The organism is Bradyrhizobium sp. Ken51, from assembly GCF_055807435.1.
In genome coordinates, this window is sequence record NZ_JBVVPB010000010.1 from 107,465 (window position 1) to 127,882 (window position 20,418).

Genomic DNA, 20,418 nt, shown 5'->3' on the forward strand with positions numbered 1-20,418 from the left:
GCTGGGTGACGGTGCGGAAATCTCTTCGACCGGCGATGCCGCGACCGCACGCGGCGGCGGCCGTCGCGTGGCCGAGAAGATGGGGCGCTCCTGGGTCGCGGTCGAGCCGAGAACGGCACCGACCACAGCGGATTGCCGCGACGAACGGGCCTGGCGGGAGCCTGCTGCGCGGGCCATGCGACCGGCGCATCGTCGCGACCTCGAAATTTCCGGGCGGGGCTGCCCGCAGCATCGTCAGGCAGCATGTCGATGCGCGACGACGTGGCAGCCATGGTTCCTTGTTGCCATGCACACGTCCTCGCGCCGCAACCTGCGCGTCGCGCAGCCCTACGACATCACCTTCCAGATTCGCTGAAACTGCCGCCGGCCGCTTTGAAGCGCTCGCAAAATAAGGCCTTCGTGTTGAAATTTTCTGGGTATGCGACGCTACTTGGAAAAAGGTTGCAGAATTTTCTGGCATTTCCTCGCCAGCAACTGTTGCGTGACGGACCGCGGATTTTCTAGTGGTCGCACCGGATCAGGCAAGGTGCTTTTTATCTTCCGGAACTTGCCTGGGAGGCCTCGAATATAACCTACTGTGGGCGCCGGGATCAACGGATTGCACAAGCATCGTGTACGTCCCACGGTTGCGACGTCACACGCAGGCTGTAACAGAAATGACCGCGCCATACTGTGTTGGTTCGACGCGACGCGACCTGCGTCGTCAGCCGAGCATGAAACCGGTGCCGTGCAGGTTATGGAGAAGGTCGGCCACACTGTCGATCATCGTGTCCTGGCTTCCCGCCGGTTCGGCCGAAGTCGCCTGTTCCAAGTCAATCAGCACACTCGCTGGCGCGGGCATGGAATCCGGCAGCTCAGACGAATTGGACAATGTGATTCCGCCCTGGCTGAAATTGAAAGCGAAGCCGCCACCGGCGGTCGCGAGCCCCGACGTCGCTGCGGGCGCTGCGCCTACGGCGCCGTCACCATTGAGGTCCTGGTGGAATGCCGGCTCGAGCGCCTTCAGGCGCGCGTCGCTTCCCGCCACTTCGGGCGTGAGGGTGGACAGGTAGTTGCCGTTGCTGTCCGCGCTCCAGACCGAGAAATAGCCGGTCGATGAGTTCTTCCAGGCGACGTCGTAGCCGCCGCCCGAGACCTGCTCGGCGGCAACCGGCGACCATGCGCCGTAATTGCCCGCGACGACTGCCGCGCCGCCATTCTTCAGAACCGGGCCGGTGCCGGTGGAGATGCTGTCCAAATCGTAGTTGCTTCCGCTCTGAACCAGGCTGGTCGAACCGGTATGTTCGATCGTGACGCTCGTCGTCGAACCACTCGGGCTGCCGATCGTGCCGTCGCCATTGAGATCCTGTTGGAAGACCGACTCCAGCGAGATCAGGCCGGCATTGCTCCCGGGCACTTCAGCCGTGAGGGTGGTCAGAAAGTTGCCGTTGCTGTCGGTGCTCCAGATCGAAAAATATCCGGTGCTCGCATTCTTGAAGGCAACATCATAGCCGCCACCCGAGACCTGTTCGGCGGCAACGGGCGACCAGGCTCCGTAACTGCCTACGATGACCGGAGCACCGCCATTCTTCAGGACAGGGCCCGTGCCGGTAGCGATGCTATCCAGCTCGTAATTGCCTGCACTTTGGACCAGGCTGGTCAAACCGGCATGTTCGATCGTCGCGGTCGACCCGCCTGACGTCCCGATCGTGCCGTCACCATTGAGATCCTGATGGAACGCCGTTTCCAGCGATATCAGACCCGCATTGCTCCCCGACACTTCGGGGGTGAGGGTGGACAGGAAGTTACCGTTGCTGTCCGTGCTCCAGATCGAAAAATATCCGGTCGATGCATTCTTGAAGGCGACGTCGTAGCCGCTGCCCGAGACTTGCTCGGCGGCCACGGGCGACCAGGCGCCGTAACTGCCTGCGATAACGGGAGCACCGCCATTCTTCAGGACAGGGCCCGTGCCGGTAGCGATGCTGTTCAGGTTGTAATTGCCGCCGCTCAGGACCAGGCTGGTCGATCCCGCGGCCTCGATGGTGGTCGTCGGAACACCGATCGTGCCGTCGCCGTTGAGGTCCTGATGAAACGCCGCCTCCAGCGAAACCAGGCTGGCGTTGGTTCCCGACACTTCAGGCGTGAGGGTGGACAGGAAGTTACCGTTGCTGTCCGTGCTCCAGATCGAAAAATATCCGGTCGATGAGTTCTTCCAGGCGACATCGTAGCCGCCGCCGGAGACCTGTTCGGCGGCCACCGGCGACCAGAGGCCGTAATTGCCGGCGACCACTGCCGCGCCGCCACTCTTCAGGACGGGGCCGGTGCCGCCGCCGGTCGGATTCAGGTAGTACTTGCCGCTGTCGATGACGAGAACGGTCACGCCCGTTGATTCGAGCACGATGGGCCCGGTGAGCATCGCGCTGGCAACGGTCTGATCGGCGAACTGGAGATACTCGACGCCTGTGACGGTGTCGGTGCCATCGGGCGAACCGCTGCGTTGATCCGTGATCGTGAAGGTCTGGGTCGTGGCATTGTACGTGAACGCGTAATTGGCGCGATTGCCTGAATACGCGGCGGTGTCCGTGCCCGAGCCGCCGGTGATGGTGTCGTTGCCGCCGCCGCCGGTCAGCGTATCGTTGCCGGACCCGCCGTTCAGTGCGTTGGCGATCGCATTGCCGATGATCGTGTCGTTGCCGGAGCCGCCGACGGCGTTGTCGATGTAGGAACGCGCGTCGTTGTTGTAGAGATAGGAATTGTAGACGTTGCCCCATGCGTAATGGCCGTTTCCGAGATTGGCGAGTTGAACCGACGAGAACACGGACGACGCACCCGGATTGAGATTGATGCTCAGGTTCGTCGTGTAGTTCGACAGGTCGTAGGTATCGACGCCGCCACCATCCCAGATCGTCTCGTAGATGCGATTGGCCGAGCCACCGGCACCGCCATTGTCCGCCGGCTGGCCAGCGCCGTTGATGAACTCCTGCCCGGTGGTCGGGCTCCATGTATAGACGGTGGTCCCGCCCTGAGTGGTGTAGTCCGCGCCGTACATCGTCTGCAGCGCGAGGATATCGTTGGCCATATAGGTCTGCGAATATCCATAGGCTTCGTTGGTGTAGCCGCTCGTCGTCGAAGCACCGACATAGCTGCGATAACTCATGACGGTGTATTCGCTGTCGTCGTGCGCGCTCGGCACGGCGACGTTGGCGGGACCGCCCGCTTCCTGACTGTGCTTCAGGCCAAGGGCGTGTCCGAGTTCGTGCAACGCAGTCGTGAAATAGTAGTTGCCGAGCGCAGCCAGCGAATAGTTGTAGGCGGTTCCGAACCACACGTCGCCGCCGGACGCGTAGTTGCCGGGATAATAGGCGTAGGATGTCGGATTGGCCGCTGGCGACTGCGCGACCATGATGTCGGCGCCGTTCGTCCCGGCGTACTGGATGTTGGCGTTGGTGTAGCCGAGGATCAGTCCGATCGCGTAATTGATCGCCGCCTGCATCTGACTCGGCGCCGAGCCAAAACCCGACGTCGTCGGCTCACTGCTGCCGCCGCTGTAGGGACTGGCGTAGTCGCTTGCAGCGTCCGGAAAGCTGTAGGTGATCGTGCCGGACCATTTGTAGCCCGACAGAAGGCCGTCGATCTCGGCGTTGTTGGTGGCACTGACGTTGACGGCGGTGGCCAAGAGAATCTCCGAAGCAGCAACCCCCGTTCGATTCGGGGCGCGACAGGTGATTCTAGCTTGAGAGTTAAACGTTTGGTTTAATTTTGGCGAGCCGGTCCGGACTCCTTCCGTAAGGCCGTGTTAGCCATCAAATCCCGTAGTCATACGGGCCAAGACAAGGATGCCAGTTCCGGCTCCCTGCGTGTTGCGAGCGAAATCATGAAACGACGTCTACTCTCGGCCGGTCTGTTCGGCGCCCTGATCGCGCTCGCCGGGCCGGACCATCTACCTTTCGGAGGACTGCCTGTCATGGTCGGAAAAGCCAATGCGGATGAGAGCGGCAAACAAGGCGACACAGCGAGACGCGCGCCCTCCGTTCCAATGGCCCGCGACCCCTCGGCTGCGGTCGCGGAGGAGTACGAATCCGCCCGTCGCAAGGGAACGCGGGAGGCATTCGAGCTGTTCATTGCGCGCCACGGCGATGACCCGCTGGCCGAGCAGGCGCGCGCCGAGCTGAAGCAGCTGGCGCGCTGATCCTTCGCGGGCGCCGCTCAGGCATTGCATTTCGCCAAGCGGCATCCGCGCGGCCCTGACCTGCCGCGTGATGTCTTGCCGCATGGTCATTCGGCACTATGGTGGGCCCGCAATTTGTCCCGGAGCCCATCAAGATGCCCTTTCCGCATGCCTCGGAAGCCCTGTCACGCTTCACCGTGCTCGATCTGACCCGCGTCCGGTCCGGGCCCACCTGCGTGCGGCAGCTCGCGGACTGGGGTGCGAACGTGATCAAGATCGACGCGCTCACCGCGGATGCCGGCGGCGAGCAGCCGGGCGGGCCGCGGCAGGGCTCCGACTTCCAGAATTTGCATCGCAACAAGCGGGCGATGACGCTTAACCTGAAGGACGAGCGCGGGCTCGCCGTGTTCAAGCGCCTCGCCGCCAAGGCCGACGTCGTCGTGGAGAATTTCCGCCCCGACGTGAAGAAGAAGCTCGGTATCGATTATGAGGGCCTCGCCAGGATCAATCCGCGCATCGTCTACGGGAGCATCTCGGGCTTCGGCCAGGACGGGCCCTACCACAAGCGGCCGGGTTTCGATCAGATCGCGCAAGGCATGGGTGGGCTGATGTCGATCACCGGCGCGCCCGGCGAAGGCCCGATGCGGGTCGGCATTCCGGTCGCCGACCTCACCGCCGGCCTGTTCTGTGCCATGGGTATCCTTACCGCACTGCTGGAGCGCGAGGTCTCGGGCAAGGGCCAGTGGGTGCAGACCTCGCTGCTGCAGGCCCAGATCTTCATGCTCGACTTCCAGGCCGCGCGCTGGCTGATGGAGAAGGAAGTGGCCAAGCAGGCCGGCAACAACCACCCGACCAGCATTCCGACGGGCGTGTTCAAGACCTCGGACGGCTACATCAACATCGCCACCACGGGCGGCCGGATCTGGGAGCGTTGCGCGCAGGCGATCGGCGCGCCGGAGCTCTACAGCCATCCCGACTATCTGACCGCGCCAGCCCGCTCCAAGAACCGCGACGCGCTCAATGTCGAGATCGAGAAGCGTACCTTGACGAAGTCCACCGAGACCTGGGTCCGTGAACTCAACGAGGCCGGCGTGCCCTGCGGGCCGATCTACGCCATCGACCAGATGTTCGAAGACGAGCAGGTCAAGCATCTCGGCATCGCGCAGGAGGTGCCGAATGACGAGGATCGCGACATCCGTCTGGTCGGCCAGCCCGTGACGCTGTCGCGCACGCCGAGCAGGATGGTGGCGCGGCCGCCGGAATTCGGCGAGCAGACCGACGAAGTGCTGAAGGAGTTCGGCTTCGGCGCCGACGAGATCGCCAAGCTCCGGGACGCCAAAGTGGTGTGAGTGCTTCGTTGGAGATCGGCCAGCGAAAAAGCCCGGCGCTCGCCGGGCTTTTTGACTCGCGGAGCCACGTCGCCGCTCAGGTGCCGCTGAAGCGATAGTTGACGCCGACGCGCAGGATGTTGTCGGTGATGTGCGAGCGATAGCCGACGACCAGGGGCGCGCCGCTGAGCGCGATCACTGGCGTTGCGAGCGAACCCGAGACGGTTCCGAGATCGACATGGAGATATTCGAGCCTGGCGCTCCAATTGTCGGCGAAGGCGCCTTCGATGCCGGCACCTGCGGTCCAGCCGATCTTCGTCGCACTGCTGCTGAAATTTGCCGCGACGGGCGTGAACGCCAGGTTGTCGTCGCTCCCAGGGCTGCCGCTGACATTGGTCGCGGCGATGGTGCCCGAGGTGGAGACGCGGCCATAAGCAAGACCACCGGTACCGTAGAACAGCACGCGCGGCGTCACCGCCGCGCCAAGCCGGCCGCGGACAGTGCCGAACCAGTCGAGCTTCTGGACGAGATTGAAGGTCACGGGCAGCGCGGGATCGAACGTGTTGTCGCCGCGATGACCCGGCGTGCAGACGCCGTCCTGCAAACCCGCCGGCGCGCCGGCGCACAGCGCGTCGAAACGGCCCTTCCGGCCGCTGCCCTGGAAATCAGCCTCGAAGCCGATCACGAACATCTCGCGCTGCCAGTTGTAGCCGATCTGTCCGCCGCCGCTGACGCCGTTGAGATCGAACTTGCCGGCGCTCGAATTCAGCAGCGCGCCAGCTCCGCTGTCGATGAAATCAGCAGTCGTGGCCGAGCGTCCCCAGCCATGGCCGACATTGATGCCGGCGTAGAAGCCGCTCCAATTGTGGCCGGGATCCACGGCCACCGGCGACGCCTTGGTATAAATGTGCGGTACCGCGAGATCAGCGGCGAAGGCAGGCGGTGCTAGCAGCATGGCAGTCGCGACCGCAACCAGCAGAGTTCGTGTCATCAATCTTCCCTCGACAAAAGGTGTTGCCTGCTCGCTTCCTCGCGCGAGGCCGGCGATTCAGTGTCGCGACCCTAGGGAAGAGCGCATCGCTCCGCGTCGTGCGAACGAATGTCAGTCGTTTGTGGGATGCGAGCGGACAGTTGCGCGCGGAAGGCGTGCGCGCACCATCCAAGCGTTCTCGAAATCGCTGCTATTTCAGTAGGATTTGATGGTGGGATGGATTTTCGCGGACTGGCACGATGGCGTCGGGAGGCGCTCGACGCATACGGCTTCGCAGGTCCAACCAGAGCAGATCAGGCCGCAGATGTGGCGCCACCGCAACAAGTCAATCGCTCCGTCCGATTGTCGGCCTTGCGCCATTTCCAAAAATCAGGACAGAAACGACAAAGCCCGGCTCGAGCCGGGCTTTGCTTCTTGTTGACGCCTCTGTTGTTGTTAGTACCGGGCGACCACCGGGCCACCGAACTGATAGTTGATGCCGGCGCGCAGGATGTGGTCGGTGAAGCGCGACGAGACGTTGGCACTGACCGTGGAGAGCGGCGCCAGGGTAAACGGACCGGACGAGAAGCTGCCGAGATCCATATAGAGGTATTCGAGCTTGGCGCTCCAGTTCTGGGTGATCTTGCCTTCGATTCCCACGCCGGCGGTCCAGCCGGCACGCGTCGTCGAGTTCGATCCGACCGAGGCGATCGCGACCGCCGCGGGCGTGAACCCGGTCATCGTACCGGTGGTCTTGATCTCGCCAAAGGCCAGACCGCCAGTGCCGTAGAACAGCACTTTCGGAGTCGCCAGGATGCCGACCCGGCCGCGAACCGTGCCGAACCACTGAAGATGCTGATCGATCGTCAGGACGGTGCCGCCGGCAGCAGCGGGGGGAAGGAACGTCAGGCCGGGAAGACAGGGCCCGGCGCCCGGCGCGATCGGGGCGCCCACGCAGCTATAGGTGGCGCTGCCCTTCTCACCTGACCACTGGAGGTCGCCCTCGACGCCGAACACCCAGTTGGCGTTCTGCCAATTGTAGCCCGCCTGGCCACCGGCGACGCCGCCGTTCATGTCGAAAGACGCATTGGTGACGGAGCCGGCGGGAGGCGCGATCCCAAGGCCGGTTGCCGAGTTGAAGTAGGAGACGTCGGTGCGCGAACGGCCCCAGCTATAGCCGCCATTGCCGCCGACGTAGAAACCGGTCCAGTTCCAGACCGGATCGGCCATGACCGGCGCCTTGACGTAGGGCCTTGCGGCCAGATCGGCCGCCAGTGCGCCCGTCGCGAACAGCGACATCGCCGCCGCCATTCCAATCACAATCCGCTTCATGGCAATCCTCCACACAAATTTGTGATGAAAATATGCGCTGAGAAGCGCCCAAGGGCTGTGCCGCGCCTACAACTACCCGAAACAATCGCAGCGTGTAACGCCTAGGACTAGGACGACATCCCCCTATGTATTTGAATCCAGGGGTGATTACGCCTAGCTTTGCGCCGGCTTGGCCCCCTGCGTCAATCCGACACGGGCGAGCAAACGGTCGATCACCGGCCAGAACAGCAGCACGATCGCCAAGGTCGTGAGCGAGCCGACCAGGCCGTTCGACCAAAACACCTTGAGGTCGCCGCCGGCGCCGATCATCGACAGGCGGAAGGCATCCTCGGCGCGGTTGCCGAGCACGAGTGCCAGCGTGAACGGCGCGAGCGGAATGCCGATCTTCTTGAAGACGTAGCCGACGAGGCCGAATCCGAGCATCAGCCAGATGTCGAACATCGCGTTCTGGATCGCATAGGCGCCGATCGCACAGGACACCACGATCATCGGCGCCACCGCGGCGAACGGCACGCGCAGGATCGAGGCGAAGATCGGCACCGTCGTCAGCACCAGCACGAGGCCGACGACATTGCCGAGATACATCGAGGCGATCAGGCCCCAGACGAAATCCTTGTGCTCGACGAACAGCAGCGGTCCCGGATTGAGCCCCCACACCATCAACCCGCCGAGCAGGATCGCCGCGGTGCCGGAGCCGGGAATGCCGAGCGCCAGCATCGGCAGCAGCGCCGCGGTGCCGGAGGCATGCGCCGCCGTCTCCGGCGCGAACACGCCCTCGATGCGGCCCTTGCCGAAGCTCTCTGGATTCTCGGCAAAGCGTTTCGCCAGATTGTAGCCCATGAACGAGGCTGCGATCGCGCCGCCCGGGGTAATGCCGAGCCAGCAGCCGATGAAGGAGGAGCGCAGCAGCGTCACCCAGTATTTCGGCAGGTCCTTCCACACACTCAGCACGACGCGCAACGAAATGCTCGCTGCGTGTCCGCGCAGCGCCAGGCGCTCCTCCATCGTCAGCAGGATCTCGCTGATGCCGAACAGGCCGATGACGGCGACGAGGAAGTTGATGCCGCGGAGCAGCTCGGACGAGCCGAAGGTCATGCGCAGATTGCCTGACACCGTGTCCATGCCGATGCCGGCGAGCAACAGCCCGAGCGACATCGAGATGACCGTCTTGTGCTTGGCCTCGCGTCCCAGCCCGACGAAGGAGCAGAAGGTCAGCAGATACACGGCGAAGAACTCGGGCGGGCCGAACTTCAACGCAAAGGACGAGATCATCGGGGCGAGGAAGGTGATCAGGAGCACCGCGACCAGCGAGCCGATGAAAGAGGACGTGAACGCCGCCGTCAGCGCCTCCGCCGCCCTGCCCTGCTGCGCCATCGGATAGCCGTCGAAGGTGGTCGCGACCGACCAGGCTTCGCCGGGGATGTTGAACAGGATCGAGGTGATCGCGCCGCCGAACAGCGCGCCCCAGTAGATGCAGGACAGCATCACGATCGCCGAGGTCGGATCCATCGTGAAGGTCAGCGGCAGCAGGATCGCAACACCGTTGGGTCCGCCGAGCCCGGGCAAAACGCCGACGAAGATGCCGAGCACCAGCCCGACCATCATCAGCGCGAGCGTCTTCCACGTCAGCAGGACCGCAAAGCCGTGAAGCAAGAGACCGAAAGCTTCCATCGCGGGCTCGCCTTAGTGGCCGAAGGCCGCTTCTAGCGGCCCTTTCGGCATGATGACGTCGAAGGCGATGTCGAAGGTAACGAACATGATGGCCGTGAATACGACAGCGGTGAGCAGCGACTTCCAAAGCGCGATCTTGCCGACGAGGCGCATGAAGCTGGCGATCAGCAGGAAGCTCGCGACATAGAGGCCGAGAAACTGCGTCGCCAGGCAGAACAGCAGCGTCGGCACGAACACCGCCATCACGCGGCGGGCCTGCGCACGCGTGACGAAGGTCTCAGCTGCCGCGCGGTGCGCGACCAGCGCCACGATCAGGCCGTAGAGGCTGGCACCACCGAGAATGACGGAGAGGTAGAACGGGAAATAGCCGGGCTCCGGCCCGGTCGAATCCCAGGAGGCGCCGGTGCGCCAATTGTCGTAGCCGAGCGTGGCGGCCAGCGCGAGCAACAGGAGACAGACGAATATCTCGATCGTGCCGGAGGAGACGACGGAAGGCGAGTCGTCTTCGGGCGCGGTCGGATCGTCGACGATGATTTCAAGATCGGTTTGGGGCATGAGCCGTTGGGACGGAGTGCGGTTCGATTCTCCCTCTCGCCGCAAGAACGGGAGAGGGAGAAGGGAGAAGAGACGGCTACTTCGCGACGAATCCAGCTTCCGTCATCAGCAACTTGTTGACTGCATCGTCCTCCTCGAGGAATTGCACCATGTCTTTGCCGGTGAGGAAGATCGGCTTCAGCGCCTGCTTTTCCATGTAGTCCTTGTATTCCGCGGTCTGCGTCACCTTGTGGAACAGCTCGACATAGAACGCCTGCTGTTCCGCCGTGACCTTGCCCGGCAGGAACGTCGCGCGGAGCATCAGATACTGCACATCGACGCCCTCCTCCTTGCAGGTCGGGATGTCGGCCCAGGACTGCGTCTCCGTCACTTTGCTGGTGTAGGAGATTCGCTCCTTGTCGAACACGCAGAGCGGACGCACCTGGCCCGCGCGCCAGACTTCGAGATTTTCGGATGGATTGTTGACGTTGGATTCGGTGTGGTTGCCGACGAGTTGGGTCGCCGCCTCGCCGCCGGACTTGTAGGGCAGATAGGAGAATTTCGCGCCGGTCTTCTGCTCGAGGAACACGGTCAGCACGTGATCCTCGCGCTTGGAGCCGGTGCCGCCCATCTTGAACGGCGCGCTCGCCGCCTTCGCGGCCGCGACGAACTCCTTCACCGTCTTGGGACCCGCGCTGTTGTCCCACAGCACGAACTGGTCGAGCGCGATCACCGAAACCGGGGTGAGCTCACGCCAGTTGAACGGGATCTTCGCCGACAGCGGCAGCATGTAGATCAGCGAATAGGCGATCAGCACCTTGTTGGGGTCGCCCTCGCTGGATTTCATGTACATCAGCGCTTCGGCGCCGGAAGCCCCGCCCTTGAGCGAGACCACGATCGGCTGCTTCATCAGATTGTTCTTCTGGATCGCGGCCTGCATCATCCGAGCCATCTGGTCGGAGGCACCGCCCGCGCCCGCCGCAACCACGATTTCGACCGGCTTCGTCGGTTCCCAGGCGGCAATGGCCGGGGTGCTCAACGATAACGCTGCTGCAACGCCAACAGTTTTCACTAGACTTCGCACGAGTTTCGTCCCCCGGTTATTGTTTGGCTTGTTGCCAGGAATTCGATGCATTTTGCGGACGAATGCTGGCGAGTTCAAGCCGGCGCGCATCGCGCCGCCTATGACTTTCGGCTGACGAAGCCAAGCCGGAGATGCGCTACTTGCCCTTCCAGTTCGGCGTGCGCTTGTTGAGGAAGGCGTCCATTCCCTCGCGGAAATCTTCGCTCATATAGGCCTTGAGGATCAGATCCTCGCCCTCTTCGCGCGACAGCGTGCGGCGGATGCGGCGGACTGCCTCCTTGGTCGCTTCAAGCGTCAGCGGGGCGTGGCTCGCCACGAGCCTGGCGGTCTCGTCAGCGCGGCGCTGCAGCGTCTCGACGTCGGGAACGATCTCGTTTAGAAGGCCGAGCGCCAGTGCTTCCGGCGCTTCGACGAGGCGCGCCTTGAAGATCAGATCCTTGGTGCGGGCGGGCCCGACCAGCGAGACGACGCGGCTGATGTTCGACATCGACAGGCAGTTGCCGAGCGTGCGCGCGATCGGAAAGCCGATGCGCGTCGCTTCAGTCCCGATGCGCAGGTCGCAGCAGGCCGCAATTCCGGCGCCGCCGCCGGTGCAGGCTCCCGCGATCGCCGCGATTACGGGCACGCGGCACTGCTCCAGCGTGCCGAGCACGCGGTCGATGCGGGCCTCATAGTCGAGCGCATCCTGCGCGGTTTTGAACGCACGGAATTGAGAAATGTCGGTGCCGGAGGCAAACGCCTTGTCGCCGGCGCCGGTCAGGATCAGCGCCTTGATCGAGCGGTCGGCGTTGATCTCCTGGCAGATCTCCGCCATGCGCTCGTACATGGCGAAGGTCAGTGCGTTGCGCGCCTGCGGGCGGTTGAAGGTAATCCGCGCGATGCCGTCCGTGACGGAGTAGAGCAGGTCTTCGTTGGCGGTGGTCGGTGCGTTCATTGCGCGCTCTCTTTTCTCTAGGTTAGTTCAGGCAACCTGGGCCTTCAGGCCACCTGAGCTTTGGTCATCGGCACCGCGTCGCGTCCCTTCAGGAGGTCCATGGCCGCCAACACGCCGCCGCTCCGGTGCGGGATCTTTGCAAGATCGAGGCCCATCTCGACGCCGGCGAGCGTGCCCATCAGCATCAGGTCGTTGAAATGGCCGATATGGCCGATGCGGAACACCTTGCCCTTGACCTTGTTCAGGCCGGTGCCGAGCGACATGTCGAAGTTTTCCAGCACCACCTTGCGGAAGGCGTCGGCATCGTGGCCATCCGGCACGCGCACGCCTGTCAGCGCCGGCGAATGCGCGGCAGGATCGGCGCACTGCGTCTCCAGGCCCCAGACCTTGATCGCGGCACGCGTCGCCGCGCTGTGGCGCTTGTGGCGGGTCCAGACGTTCTCGAGCCCCTCCTCTTCCAGCATCTTGATCGCCTCGCGCAGGCCGTAGAGCAAATTGGTCGCGGGCGTATAGGGGAAGGTGCCGAGCTTGTTGAAGCTGATGACCTCCTGCCAGTCCCAATAGGAGCGCATGCCGGGGTTGGCCTTGGCCACCGCGAGCGCCTTCTCTGAGACGGCGTTGAAGCCGAGGCCCGGGGGCAGCATCAGGCCCTTCTGCGAGCCGGCGACCGAGACGTCGATGCCCCAGGCATCGTGCTCATATTCCATCGAGCCGAGGCCGGAGATGGTGTCGACCATCAGCAGCGCCGGATGCTTGACGCGGTCGAGCAGCTTGCGCACCTCCAACGGCGGCGTCACGCAGCCGGTCGAGGTCTCGTTGTGGACGACGCAGACCGCCTTGATGGTGTGCTGCTTGTCGGCGGCAAGGCGCTTCTCGATCTCGGCGAGATCGGCGCCATGGCGCCAGTCGCTCGGGATGAAATCGACGTCGAGCTTGAACTTGTCGGCGATGCCGCGCCACAGCACGGCGAACTGGCCGGTCTCGCACATCAGGACCTTGTCACCGGGCGCGAGCACGTTGACCATCGCGGCTTCCCAGCCGCCGGTGCCGGACGAGGGGAAGATGATCACGGGCTGCTTGGTGCGGAACACCCGCTGCATGCCGGCGAGGACGGCGAAACCGAGCTCGGCGAACTCCGGACCGCGATGGTCCAGCGTCGGCATGTCCATCGCCCGCAGCACCCGGTCGGGCACGTTGGTCGGTCCTGGAATCTGGAGAAAATGCCTTCCAGTATGCACGGTCATCGGCGTCCTTCCCGGTCTTTGAGTCTGCCTTTTGCGTCTGTCTCTTGAGTCTGTCTTGCCTTCGAGCCCAGCCTGACTTCGAGCCCGCTGGCCTCAAGGGGCTGCGCGAGCCGCTCGAATATCACTATTCGCCGGGCTTGTCCCTCGCCGGGCGGGGTCCGTCAATGCACAAGAAGCAGGGCTCGCCTTGCCAAGGGCCGTGACCGGAGGCAAGACGGGGGCGGCGAACAGGCAAGAGCGGACCATGGCGGCGGAAGTGCCCGGGAAATCACAGGAATCGGCCAAAAAGGACGGCCTCGCGGCACGTCTGGCCCGGGAAATGACCGGTGACGTCCTGTTCGACGCTTTCAGCCGCGGCCGCTACGCCACCGACGCTTCCTTCTACCAGATCATGCCCCATGGCGTGGTGGTGCCGCGCACCATGGACGAGGCCTTGCGGACGCTGGCAATCGCGCGCGACGAGGGACTGAAGGTGACCCCGCGCGGCGGCGGCACCTCGCAATGCGGCCAGACCGTCAATGACGGTCTCGTGGTCGATCTCTCGAAACACCTGAACCGGATCCTGTCGCTAGACGTCGAAGGACGCACCTGCGTGGTCGAGCCGGGCATCGTGCTCGACGACCTCAACCGCCAGCTGAAAAAGCACGGCCTCTGGTTTCCGGTCGACGTCTCCACGGCCTCGCGCGCCACCATCGGCGGCATGGCCGGCAACAATTCCTGCGGCGGCCGCAGCTTGCGCTACGGCACCATGCGCGACAACACTCTGTCGATGGAAGCCGCGCTTGCCGACGGCACGCTGGGCCGCTTCGGCGAGGTCTCGCGCGATCTTTCCGATCTCGATGCGAACGACAGCGCCCGCGCCCTGTTCCGCGACATGCTCGATCTCGGCGCCCGCGAGGCCGGGGAGATCGCCGCGCGCTTTCCAAAGGTGCAGCGTCGTGTCGGAGGATACAATCTCGATGCGCTGGTGCCGCGCAATGCGCGCAACAACATGGCCCACCTTCTCGTCGGCTCCGAGGGCACCCTCGCTTTCACCACCAAGGTCGAGCTGAAGCTGTGGCCCGTGATCCGCAACAAGGCGCTCGGCATCTGCCATTTCGGCAGTTTTTACGAGGCGATGGACGCGGCCCAGCATCTGGTCAAGCTGAAGCCGATCGCGGTCGAGCTGGTCGACCGCACCATGCTCGCGCTCGGCCGCGACATCGCGATGTTCCGGCCGATCATCTCCGCCGCGATCAAGGGCGATCCGGATGCGGTGCTCGTGGTCGAGTTCGCTGAGGAAGATCAGGCGGACAACCTCGTGCGCCTGAAGCAGCTGGGCGAGCTGATGGGCGATCTCGGCTTCGGCTGGAACAACGACAAGCGAAAATGGGGCGGCGTGGTGGAAATCACCGAGCCTGCGCTGCAGAGCGGGATCGCCGATTTCCGCGCCGCCGGCCTCAACGTCATGATGTCGATGAAGCAGGAGGGTAAGCCGGTCTCCTTCGTCGAGGACTGCGCCGTGCCGCTGCCGCATCTCGCCGACTACACCGCGCGGCTGAGCGAGGTGTTTGCCAAGCACGGCACCAGCGGCACGATGTATGCTCACGCCTCCGAAGGCTGCCTGCATGTACGACCCGTGCTGAATTTGAAGCTGGAGAAGGACGTCAAGGCGATGCGGGCCATCGCCGAAGAGGCCTTCGAACTTGTGCGCGAATATAAGGGCTCGCATTCCGGCGAGCACGGCGATGGCCTGGTGCGCTCCGAATTCCACGAAACGATGTTCGGCGAGCGCCTGGTCGCCGACTTCAGGGAAGTGAAGCAGCGCTTCGATCCCGATGGCGTGCTCAATCCCGGCAAGATCGTCGACGTCCCGAAGATGGACGATCGTTCGCTGTTCCGCTTCAAGCCTGAGTATCGCGTCGCTGAGCTCAAGACAAAACTCGACTGGTCCGCTTATCCCGGGGCTGGCGGCGGCTTTCAGGGCGCGGTCGAGATGTGCAACAACAACGGCGCCTGCCGCAAGCTCGAGGGCGGCGTGATGTGTCCGTCCTACCGCGCGACGCGCAACGAGAAGGACGTGACGCGAGGCCGCGCCAATACGTTGCGCCTCGCGATCTCCGGCCAGCTCGGCGCGGGCGCGCTCTCCTCCGACGAGATGATGGAGACGCTAAAGCTTTGCGTGTCCTGCAAGGCCTGCCGCCACGAATGCCCCACCGGCGTCGACATGGCCAAGATGAAGATCGAGGTGCTCGCCGCGCGCGCGGCCTCGCATGGCCTGACCTTGCGCGACCGGTTGGTCGGCTATCTCCCGCGCTATGCCGGCCTCGCGTCGCGCTTCGCGCCGCTGGCGAATTTGCGCAACCGCAGCCCGCTGCTGCGAAAGCTGTTCGAACACTTTGCCGGCATCAGCGCCCGCCGCGCGCTCCCCGCCTTCCGCAGCGACGTGTTCGTGCCGCCGGCCGAAGCGGTCGGGCCGGAAACCGGCCGCGAGGTGGTGCTGTTCGCCGACACCTTCAATCGCATCTATGAGCGCGAAAACCTCGAGGCCGCGCTGCGCGTACTCACAGCCGGGGGCTATCGCGTGCACATGCCAAAACCCGCGAGCAGCGGCCGCCCGCTCTGCTGCGGCCGCACCTTCCTGTCAGCCGGTCTCGTCTACGAAGCCCGGTCCGAGCTTGACCGCCTCGTCGCCGCCTTCGCGCCGTTTGCCGCGCGCGGCGTGCCGATCGTCGGTCTCGAGCCAAGCTGCCTTTTGACCCTGCGCGACGAGCTCGCCTCGCTGCGCCAGGACGATGACGCCAAGGCCGTCGGCACCCACGCGCTGACCTTCGAGGAATTCCTGGTGCGCGAGGCCGAGGCCGGCCGGCTGCAACTGCCACTCGGCACTGTTGCCGACAAAGCCCTGGTGCACGGCCATTGCCATCAAAAATCCTTCGGCGCGTTCAAGCCGGTCGAGCAGGTGCTGCGCCTCATCCCTCGCCTGAAGGTCGAGACCATCGAGTCGAGCTGCTGCGGCATGGCCGGCGCCTTCGGCTATGGCGCGGACACCTACGATGCCTCCATCGGGATGGCCGAGCTGTCGCTATTGCCCAGCATACGGCGCGCGGACCAGAATACGCTGGTCGTTGCCGACGGCACCTCCTGCCGGCACCAGATCCACGACGGCACCCAGCGCGAGGCGCTTCACGTCGCGCGCGTGCTGGCGATGAGCCTTGATCGTGCCGAAACCCAATCCACAACCACTCCCATTGCAAAGGAAACCAATCATGGCTGACCTCACCCTCGACACCGCCCGCAAGATCCTCGATGCCGCTTTCGCAAAGGCCGGTGAGCTGAAGCTGAAGCCGCTCGTGGTCACCGTCCTCGACGCCCGCGGCGTGCTCAAGATCGCCGCGGCGCAGGACGGCACCAGCCTAATGCGCGCCGAGATCGCCCACGGCAAGGCCTATGGCGCGCTCGCCATGGGCCTCGGCTCGCGCGCCCTGTTTCAGCGGGCGCAGGAGCAGGCCTATTTCATTGATGCCGTGAACACGATTGCCAAGGGCGCGCTGGTGCCGGTCCCCGGCGGCGTGCTGATCATGGACGGCACGACCCTGCTCGGCGCGGTGGGTGTGTCGGGCGACACGTCCGACAATGACGAAGCTTGTGCGGTGGCGGGCATCCAGGCCGCGGCCCTAAAGGCCAACGCTGGGTAGCGATGTCCCCCTCGAGCGCTGCCCACCGGAAAAATGTCACAGATAAAGTTGCGGAGAGGACATTAGCATCATCCGCCTGCCTCAATAGAATTTACCGCGCCTGCTGCGTGCGCGACCGGTCGATCGACTGATTAGAGTCGTCGCGCCTATTGAGATAACGACGGATGGCCCTCAAACTTTCGTTCGCGGTCTCTACTATCAAACTGGGAGCAAAGATATCTCTGAGCAGCATTCCGCCATCCCCAGGCCGGCTGGTAGCGAGGTTGTCGCCTTGTCAAGCGAGCTGCACAATTGGAGGGGAAAATCGCCCAAGGCGAATTTCGGGAAAATCGACAAATATTTGGACTTTGCGCCCGGCCACATTTTGTTCTATGTTTGTCCGGCCTACGCATAACCGCAAGGGCGGCCGCCGCCGATGGTTCAGATCGGACGGCGACCTAACCACAGCAGACTAACCAGGAGTCTACCAATGGCTATCGGCCAGTATATTGCCGATTCGTCGGCGAATTTCTCTTTTGATCTTCTTGTTCCCTCCCAGATGGCTGTCCGGTCGCGCCTTGCGCACTCGGAGCTCATGAGCTCGTCGGGCCGCCTGACGCGCGTGGATGGCGGCGTTTCGCTGTCGTGGATCGCGATCCACTAGCCTCGCCCCCCATCGAGCTTTCCGAACGGCACAGCTTCTCGGCACGCAAGGTGTCGGGGACTGCTGCCGTTCGGATTTCAACGGACATTCGATCGAACAGGAGATCTTCAACATGTCTTACTTCAAGGACAAGCCGCTCATCAGCACGCGCACCACGAGCCATGTGCACCGCCCGTATGGAGGTGTTGCCGACGTTCGCGAGATCATCGACCGCGCCGCCCATGTCAAAGTTCTGGTGTTCCCGATGAGCCTCGGCCCCAAGCTCGTGGCGAGCGAGCTCGCCTGCCCGGCCTTTTATGCCATGACCGGCGACGTTCAGGACGGCAACGTTCCGATCTATCTCGGCGAGACGAACTGCTTCAGCCGGCGGCTCGGTGAACACCTTGCCGATCCGCAGAAGGCGTGGGCCCGCCAGGTGGTGGTGGTGCGCGGGACCTCGAAGGAGGTGCGCTTCACGAAAGAGACCGCAGCCTACCTGCAGTTCTGGCTGACGCATGCGGCCGATCGCTGCGGCGTCATGAAAGTGGTCGCGGGCAGCCCGCCACGGATGCCCGAGATCGATCCGCTGGACCTGCCGCTGCATGAGCGCATGCTCGAAGACGCACAGCGCTTGCTGTTCGATGCCGGCTTGACCGCATTCGAATCGCCGCCGGGCGGCATGCCACAGGTGGACGCGCCGGTGCTGTCGCCGGAGGCGGCTGACGATGTAGAGAGCGGCCCGATGGAGATCGACGTGCACCTGTCGCCTGGCGGCGCGGAGTTCGAGTTGCGTTATGATGAGACGATCTGGGCGCGCGGCTATCCCGCCAACGACCGATTTGTCGTGGCGGCCGGCTCGGATTTCCGCATCGCCACCAATCCGAGCGCGAGCCCGGTGACCCGGGCGCGTCGAGCCGCCTTGTTCGAGGCCGGCGTGCTGACGCCGATCCCGGGAGCCATAGATCGCATGCGGATCACCGTCGACATCGCCTTCCCCTCGATGGCGACCGCCGCCAAGGCCGTCTGCGGGGCGCATGTCGACAGCTCGAAGTGGCGGCCGGTCGATCCGACGCAGCGCCCGGTGATGCAGCTCTAGACCTGAGCGCGACTGGACGCTGCGGAAGGTTTTCTGCAGCGTCCATGTTCGTCGTTTGCGTAGGCGGGGCCTTGCCCTCCTCCGCAATGGCAAGAGCGATCCGCGATTTTTCACAGTAGGACCTGCTGGCGCCGTGTTTCGGCGTCGACGCGAGCCGAGCAATCTCATGATCGATGATCTGGATGACCTGCCGCCGAGCGACCTCGATGAGAAGGTCATCGAGGGCGCGGCCGAGGATTCCGCATCCGGCGAGCAGGCCACTGCCAGCTTGCCACGCGTGCTGCGCTACGCTGTTCTGGCCTCGCGCGCCGACCATTCGGTCTACCAGCGCCTCGCCGCCGAAATCGAGACGGTCTGCCCGGGCATCGCCCTGACGGAGACATGGATCGACACGCCCGACGCCGCAAGCGGATGCGCGCTTGCCGTCGAGCTCGACCACCGGGCTGTCCGCGAAGACAAGCCGGAGTGCCGGAGCCTTGCCGATGGCGTGCGGCTGATCTCGCTGGCGCTACCTCGCGACAGGGGGCTCGACGAAGAGCACCGCCGTGTCGCAAGCGCGCTTGTTGCCGCCTTTCACAAACTTCCGCCGTCCATCCCCCTCGAGCTCGCCGCCGAGATCGAGGCCCTCGTTTATGGCTGGGCGGCACTGCCAGTCTGCGCGCACGAAGTTATAGGTGCCTTTCAGACGCCCGCAATCCGGGCAGCTGCGATGCTCGGCGCCAGCATGGCGCGGCGCAGGATCGAGGAAGCCGAGGAGACAGCATTCGCCCGCTCGCGGGAGCGTCTGCGTAAAGCCGACGAGCGGGAGGCCATGCGCAGCGACGCCAGTAGTGAGAGGCCGCTGCTGGACGTTCCCGAGGGGCATGTCATCGTGGTGCGAACGGATCCGGTCACCATGACGGGCTATAAATTGAAGGAGATCGTCACGCCCTTGAAAGGCCTGATCGATGTACCCTTGCCGCTGATCAAGACACCGGCGCTTGCGGAAGTGCGCCGCCAGTTGATGGCGGAATTCAGCTACGCGGCCAATGTCGTCGATTTTGTGCTATCCGACCTCGTCGGTCGCCCCACGATCGCCTTCCGCCCGCTGCTGATGGTGGGGCCGCCCGGGAGCGGGAAGACGCGTTTCGCGCAACGGCTGCAGCAGCTGCTTGGCGTCGGCATGTGGCGGACTGATTCAAGTGGAGCCGATGGCGCGGCGTTCTCCGGAACCGACCGCAGATGGGCGACCGCGCAGCCGTGCCATCCGCTTCTGGCGATCGCGCGCGCTCGGCATGCCAACGTAATGATCCTGCTCGATGAGCTCGACAAAGCCGCGACGGGGCGAGACCATGGCCGCCTGTTTGATTGCCTTCTTGGGTTCCTCGAAATCGACTCGGCGCGGCAATATCCGGACCCCGCACTGCAGACCCCCGTTGACCTGCGACACGTTTGCTACGTTGCTACGGCGAATTTCATCGACAACCTGCCCTCTCCTTTGCTCGATCGCTTCCGCAAGATAGACTTTCCCAAGCCGACGGAGGCCGACCTTCTGGCTCTAATCCCCGCGGTGATCACCGATATCCTGCGCGACCAGGGTATGGACCGGCGCTGGATCGAGGGCCTGAGCCCGAGTGAAACTTCCGCCATCGCGCACCATTGGCGCGGCGGATCAGTGCGACGGCTCCGCCGCCTCCTCGAGATCGTGTTGCGCCAGCGCGAGGTCAACGCAAGCCGCCATTGAACGATAGCGCCGATCCCCCTGTGCCACAGCGGGTAAGGTCTCAGGCGTTGTCATCC

At 64.2% G+C, this 20,418-nt stretch carries 16 protein-coding genes; 8 read left to right on the forward strand and 8 right to left on the reverse strand.

All coding sequences use genetic code 11. The features are described from left to right. Positions 1–67 precede the first annotated feature (67 nt). Complete coding sequence (locus AC0L27_RS18655; RefSeq protein ID WP_473305394.1) at positions 68–355, forward strand: hypothetical protein; 288 nt, start codon at positions 68–70, stop codon at positions 353–355. A gap of 348 nt (positions 356–703) precedes the next feature. Here the strand turns inward: AC0L27_RS18655 and AC0L27_RS18660 are convergent, their stop codons facing one another. Further along, positions 704–3,655, reverse strand: coding sequence for a M10 family metallopeptidase C-terminal domain-containing protein (locus AC0L27_RS18660; RefSeq protein WP_473319944.1), 2,952 nt, complete (start codon positions 3,653–3,655; stop codon positions 704–706). A gap of 198 nt (positions 3,656–3,853) precedes the next feature. Here AC0L27_RS18660 and AC0L27_RS18665 point away from each other — a divergent pair, with 198 nt between their 5' ends. Both AC0L27_RS18665 and AC0L27_RS18670 read left to right on the forward strand, forming a co-directional pair. Beyond that, the gene (locus AC0L27_RS18665) at positions 3,854–4,168 is read left to right on the forward strand and encodes a hypothetical protein (RefSeq protein WP_473319945.1); all 315 of its coding nucleotides are present in this window, start codon (positions 3,854–3,856) and stop codon (positions 4,166–4,168) included. A 134-nt stretch (positions 4,169–4,302) separates the two neighbouring features. After that, positions 4,303–5,496 carry a CaiB/BaiF CoA transferase family protein gene (locus tag AC0L27_RS18670; protein ID WP_473319948.1) on the forward strand — a complete coding sequence of 398 codons (1,194 nt, stop codon included), beginning with the start codon at positions 4,303–4,305 and terminating at the stop codon, positions 5,494–5,496. 76 nt (positions 5,497–5,572) lie between these two features. On the opposite strand, the gene AC0L27_RS18675 is transcribed toward AC0L27_RS18670, so the two are convergent. From AC0L27_RS18675 to AC0L27_RS18705, 7 genes are all read right to left on the reverse strand, one after another. After that, positions 5,573–6,466, reverse strand: coding sequence for an outer membrane protein (locus AC0L27_RS18675; protein ID WP_473319949.1), 894 nt, complete (start codon positions 6,464–6,466; stop codon positions 5,573–5,575). 435 nt (positions 6,467–6,901) lie between these two features. Beyond that, complete coding sequence (locus tag AC0L27_RS18680) at positions 6,902–7,777, reverse strand: outer membrane protein (protein ID WP_473305384.1); 876 nt, start codon at positions 7,775–7,777, stop codon at positions 6,902–6,904. A gap of 153 nt (positions 7,778–7,930) precedes the next feature. Next, positions 7,931–9,448, reverse strand: a complete 1,518-nt coding sequence (locus tag AC0L27_RS18685) for a tripartite tricarboxylate transporter permease (RefSeq protein ID WP_473305382.1) — start codon at positions 9,446–9,448, stop codon at positions 7,931–7,933. 12 nt (positions 9,449–9,460) lie between these two features. After that, the gene (locus AC0L27_RS18690) at positions 9,461–10,003 is read right to left on the reverse strand and encodes a tripartite tricarboxylate transporter TctB family protein (protein ID WP_354100982.1); all 543 of its coding nucleotides are present in this window, start codon (positions 10,001–10,003) and stop codon (positions 9,461–9,463) included. Positions 10,004–10,079: 76 nt separating this feature from the next. Further along, positions 10,080–11,066: a Bug family tripartite tricarboxylate transporter substrate binding protein gene (locus AC0L27_RS18695; protein ID WP_473319951.1), complete on the reverse strand. Its 987-nt coding sequence runs from the start codon at positions 11,064–11,066 to the stop codon at positions 10,080–10,082. A gap of 136 nt (positions 11,067–11,202) precedes the next feature. Further along, positions 11,203–12,000: an enoyl-CoA hydratase/isomerase family protein gene (locus AC0L27_RS18700; protein ID WP_473305375.1), complete on the reverse strand. Its 798-nt coding sequence runs from the start codon at positions 11,998–12,000 to the stop codon at positions 11,203–11,205. 44 nt (positions 12,001–12,044) lie between these two features. Then, positions 12,045–13,244, reverse strand: coding sequence for a pyridoxal-phosphate-dependent aminotransferase family protein (locus AC0L27_RS18705; RefSeq protein WP_473319953.1), 1,200 nt, complete (start codon positions 13,242–13,244; stop codon positions 12,045–12,047). Between the two features lie 244 nt (positions 13,245–13,488). On the opposite strand from AC0L27_RS18705, the gene AC0L27_RS18710 reads away from it, so the two are divergent. The 5 genes from AC0L27_RS18710 (at position 13,489) to AC0L27_RS18730 (ending at position 20,362) form a co-directional block, all read left to right on the forward strand. Then, positions 13,489–16,500: an FAD-binding and (Fe-S)-binding domain-containing protein gene (locus tag AC0L27_RS18710; RefSeq protein WP_473319954.1), complete on the forward strand. Its 3,012-nt coding sequence runs from the start codon at positions 13,489–13,491 to the stop codon at positions 16,498–16,500. After that, the gene (locus AC0L27_RS18715; RefSeq protein ID WP_473305362.1) at positions 16,493–16,921 is read left to right on the forward strand and encodes a GlcG/HbpS family heme-binding protein; all 429 of its coding nucleotides are present in this window, start codon (positions 16,493–16,495) and stop codon (positions 16,919–16,921) included. The genes AC0L27_RS18710 and AC0L27_RS18715 overlap by 8 nt, the downstream gene beginning before the upstream one ends. Before the next feature lie 469 nt (positions 16,922–17,390). Next, a complete protein-coding gene (locus tag AC0L27_RS18720) occupies positions 17,391–17,564 on the forward strand; it encodes a hypothetical protein (RefSeq protein ID WP_247411853.1) in 174 nt (57 codons plus the stop codon). A gap of 112 nt (positions 17,565–17,676) precedes the next feature. Beyond that, positions 17,677–18,639: a GIY-YIG nuclease family protein gene (locus AC0L27_RS18725; protein ID WP_473305360.1), complete on the forward strand. Its 963-nt coding sequence runs from the start codon at positions 17,677–17,679 to the stop codon at positions 18,637–18,639. A 166-nt stretch (positions 18,640–18,805) separates the two neighbouring features. Beyond that, positions 18,806–20,362, forward strand: coding sequence for an AAA family ATPase (locus AC0L27_RS18730; RefSeq protein WP_473305358.1), 1,557 nt, complete (start codon positions 18,806–18,808; stop codon positions 20,360–20,362). Positions 20,363–20,418: the final 56 nt, after the last annotated feature.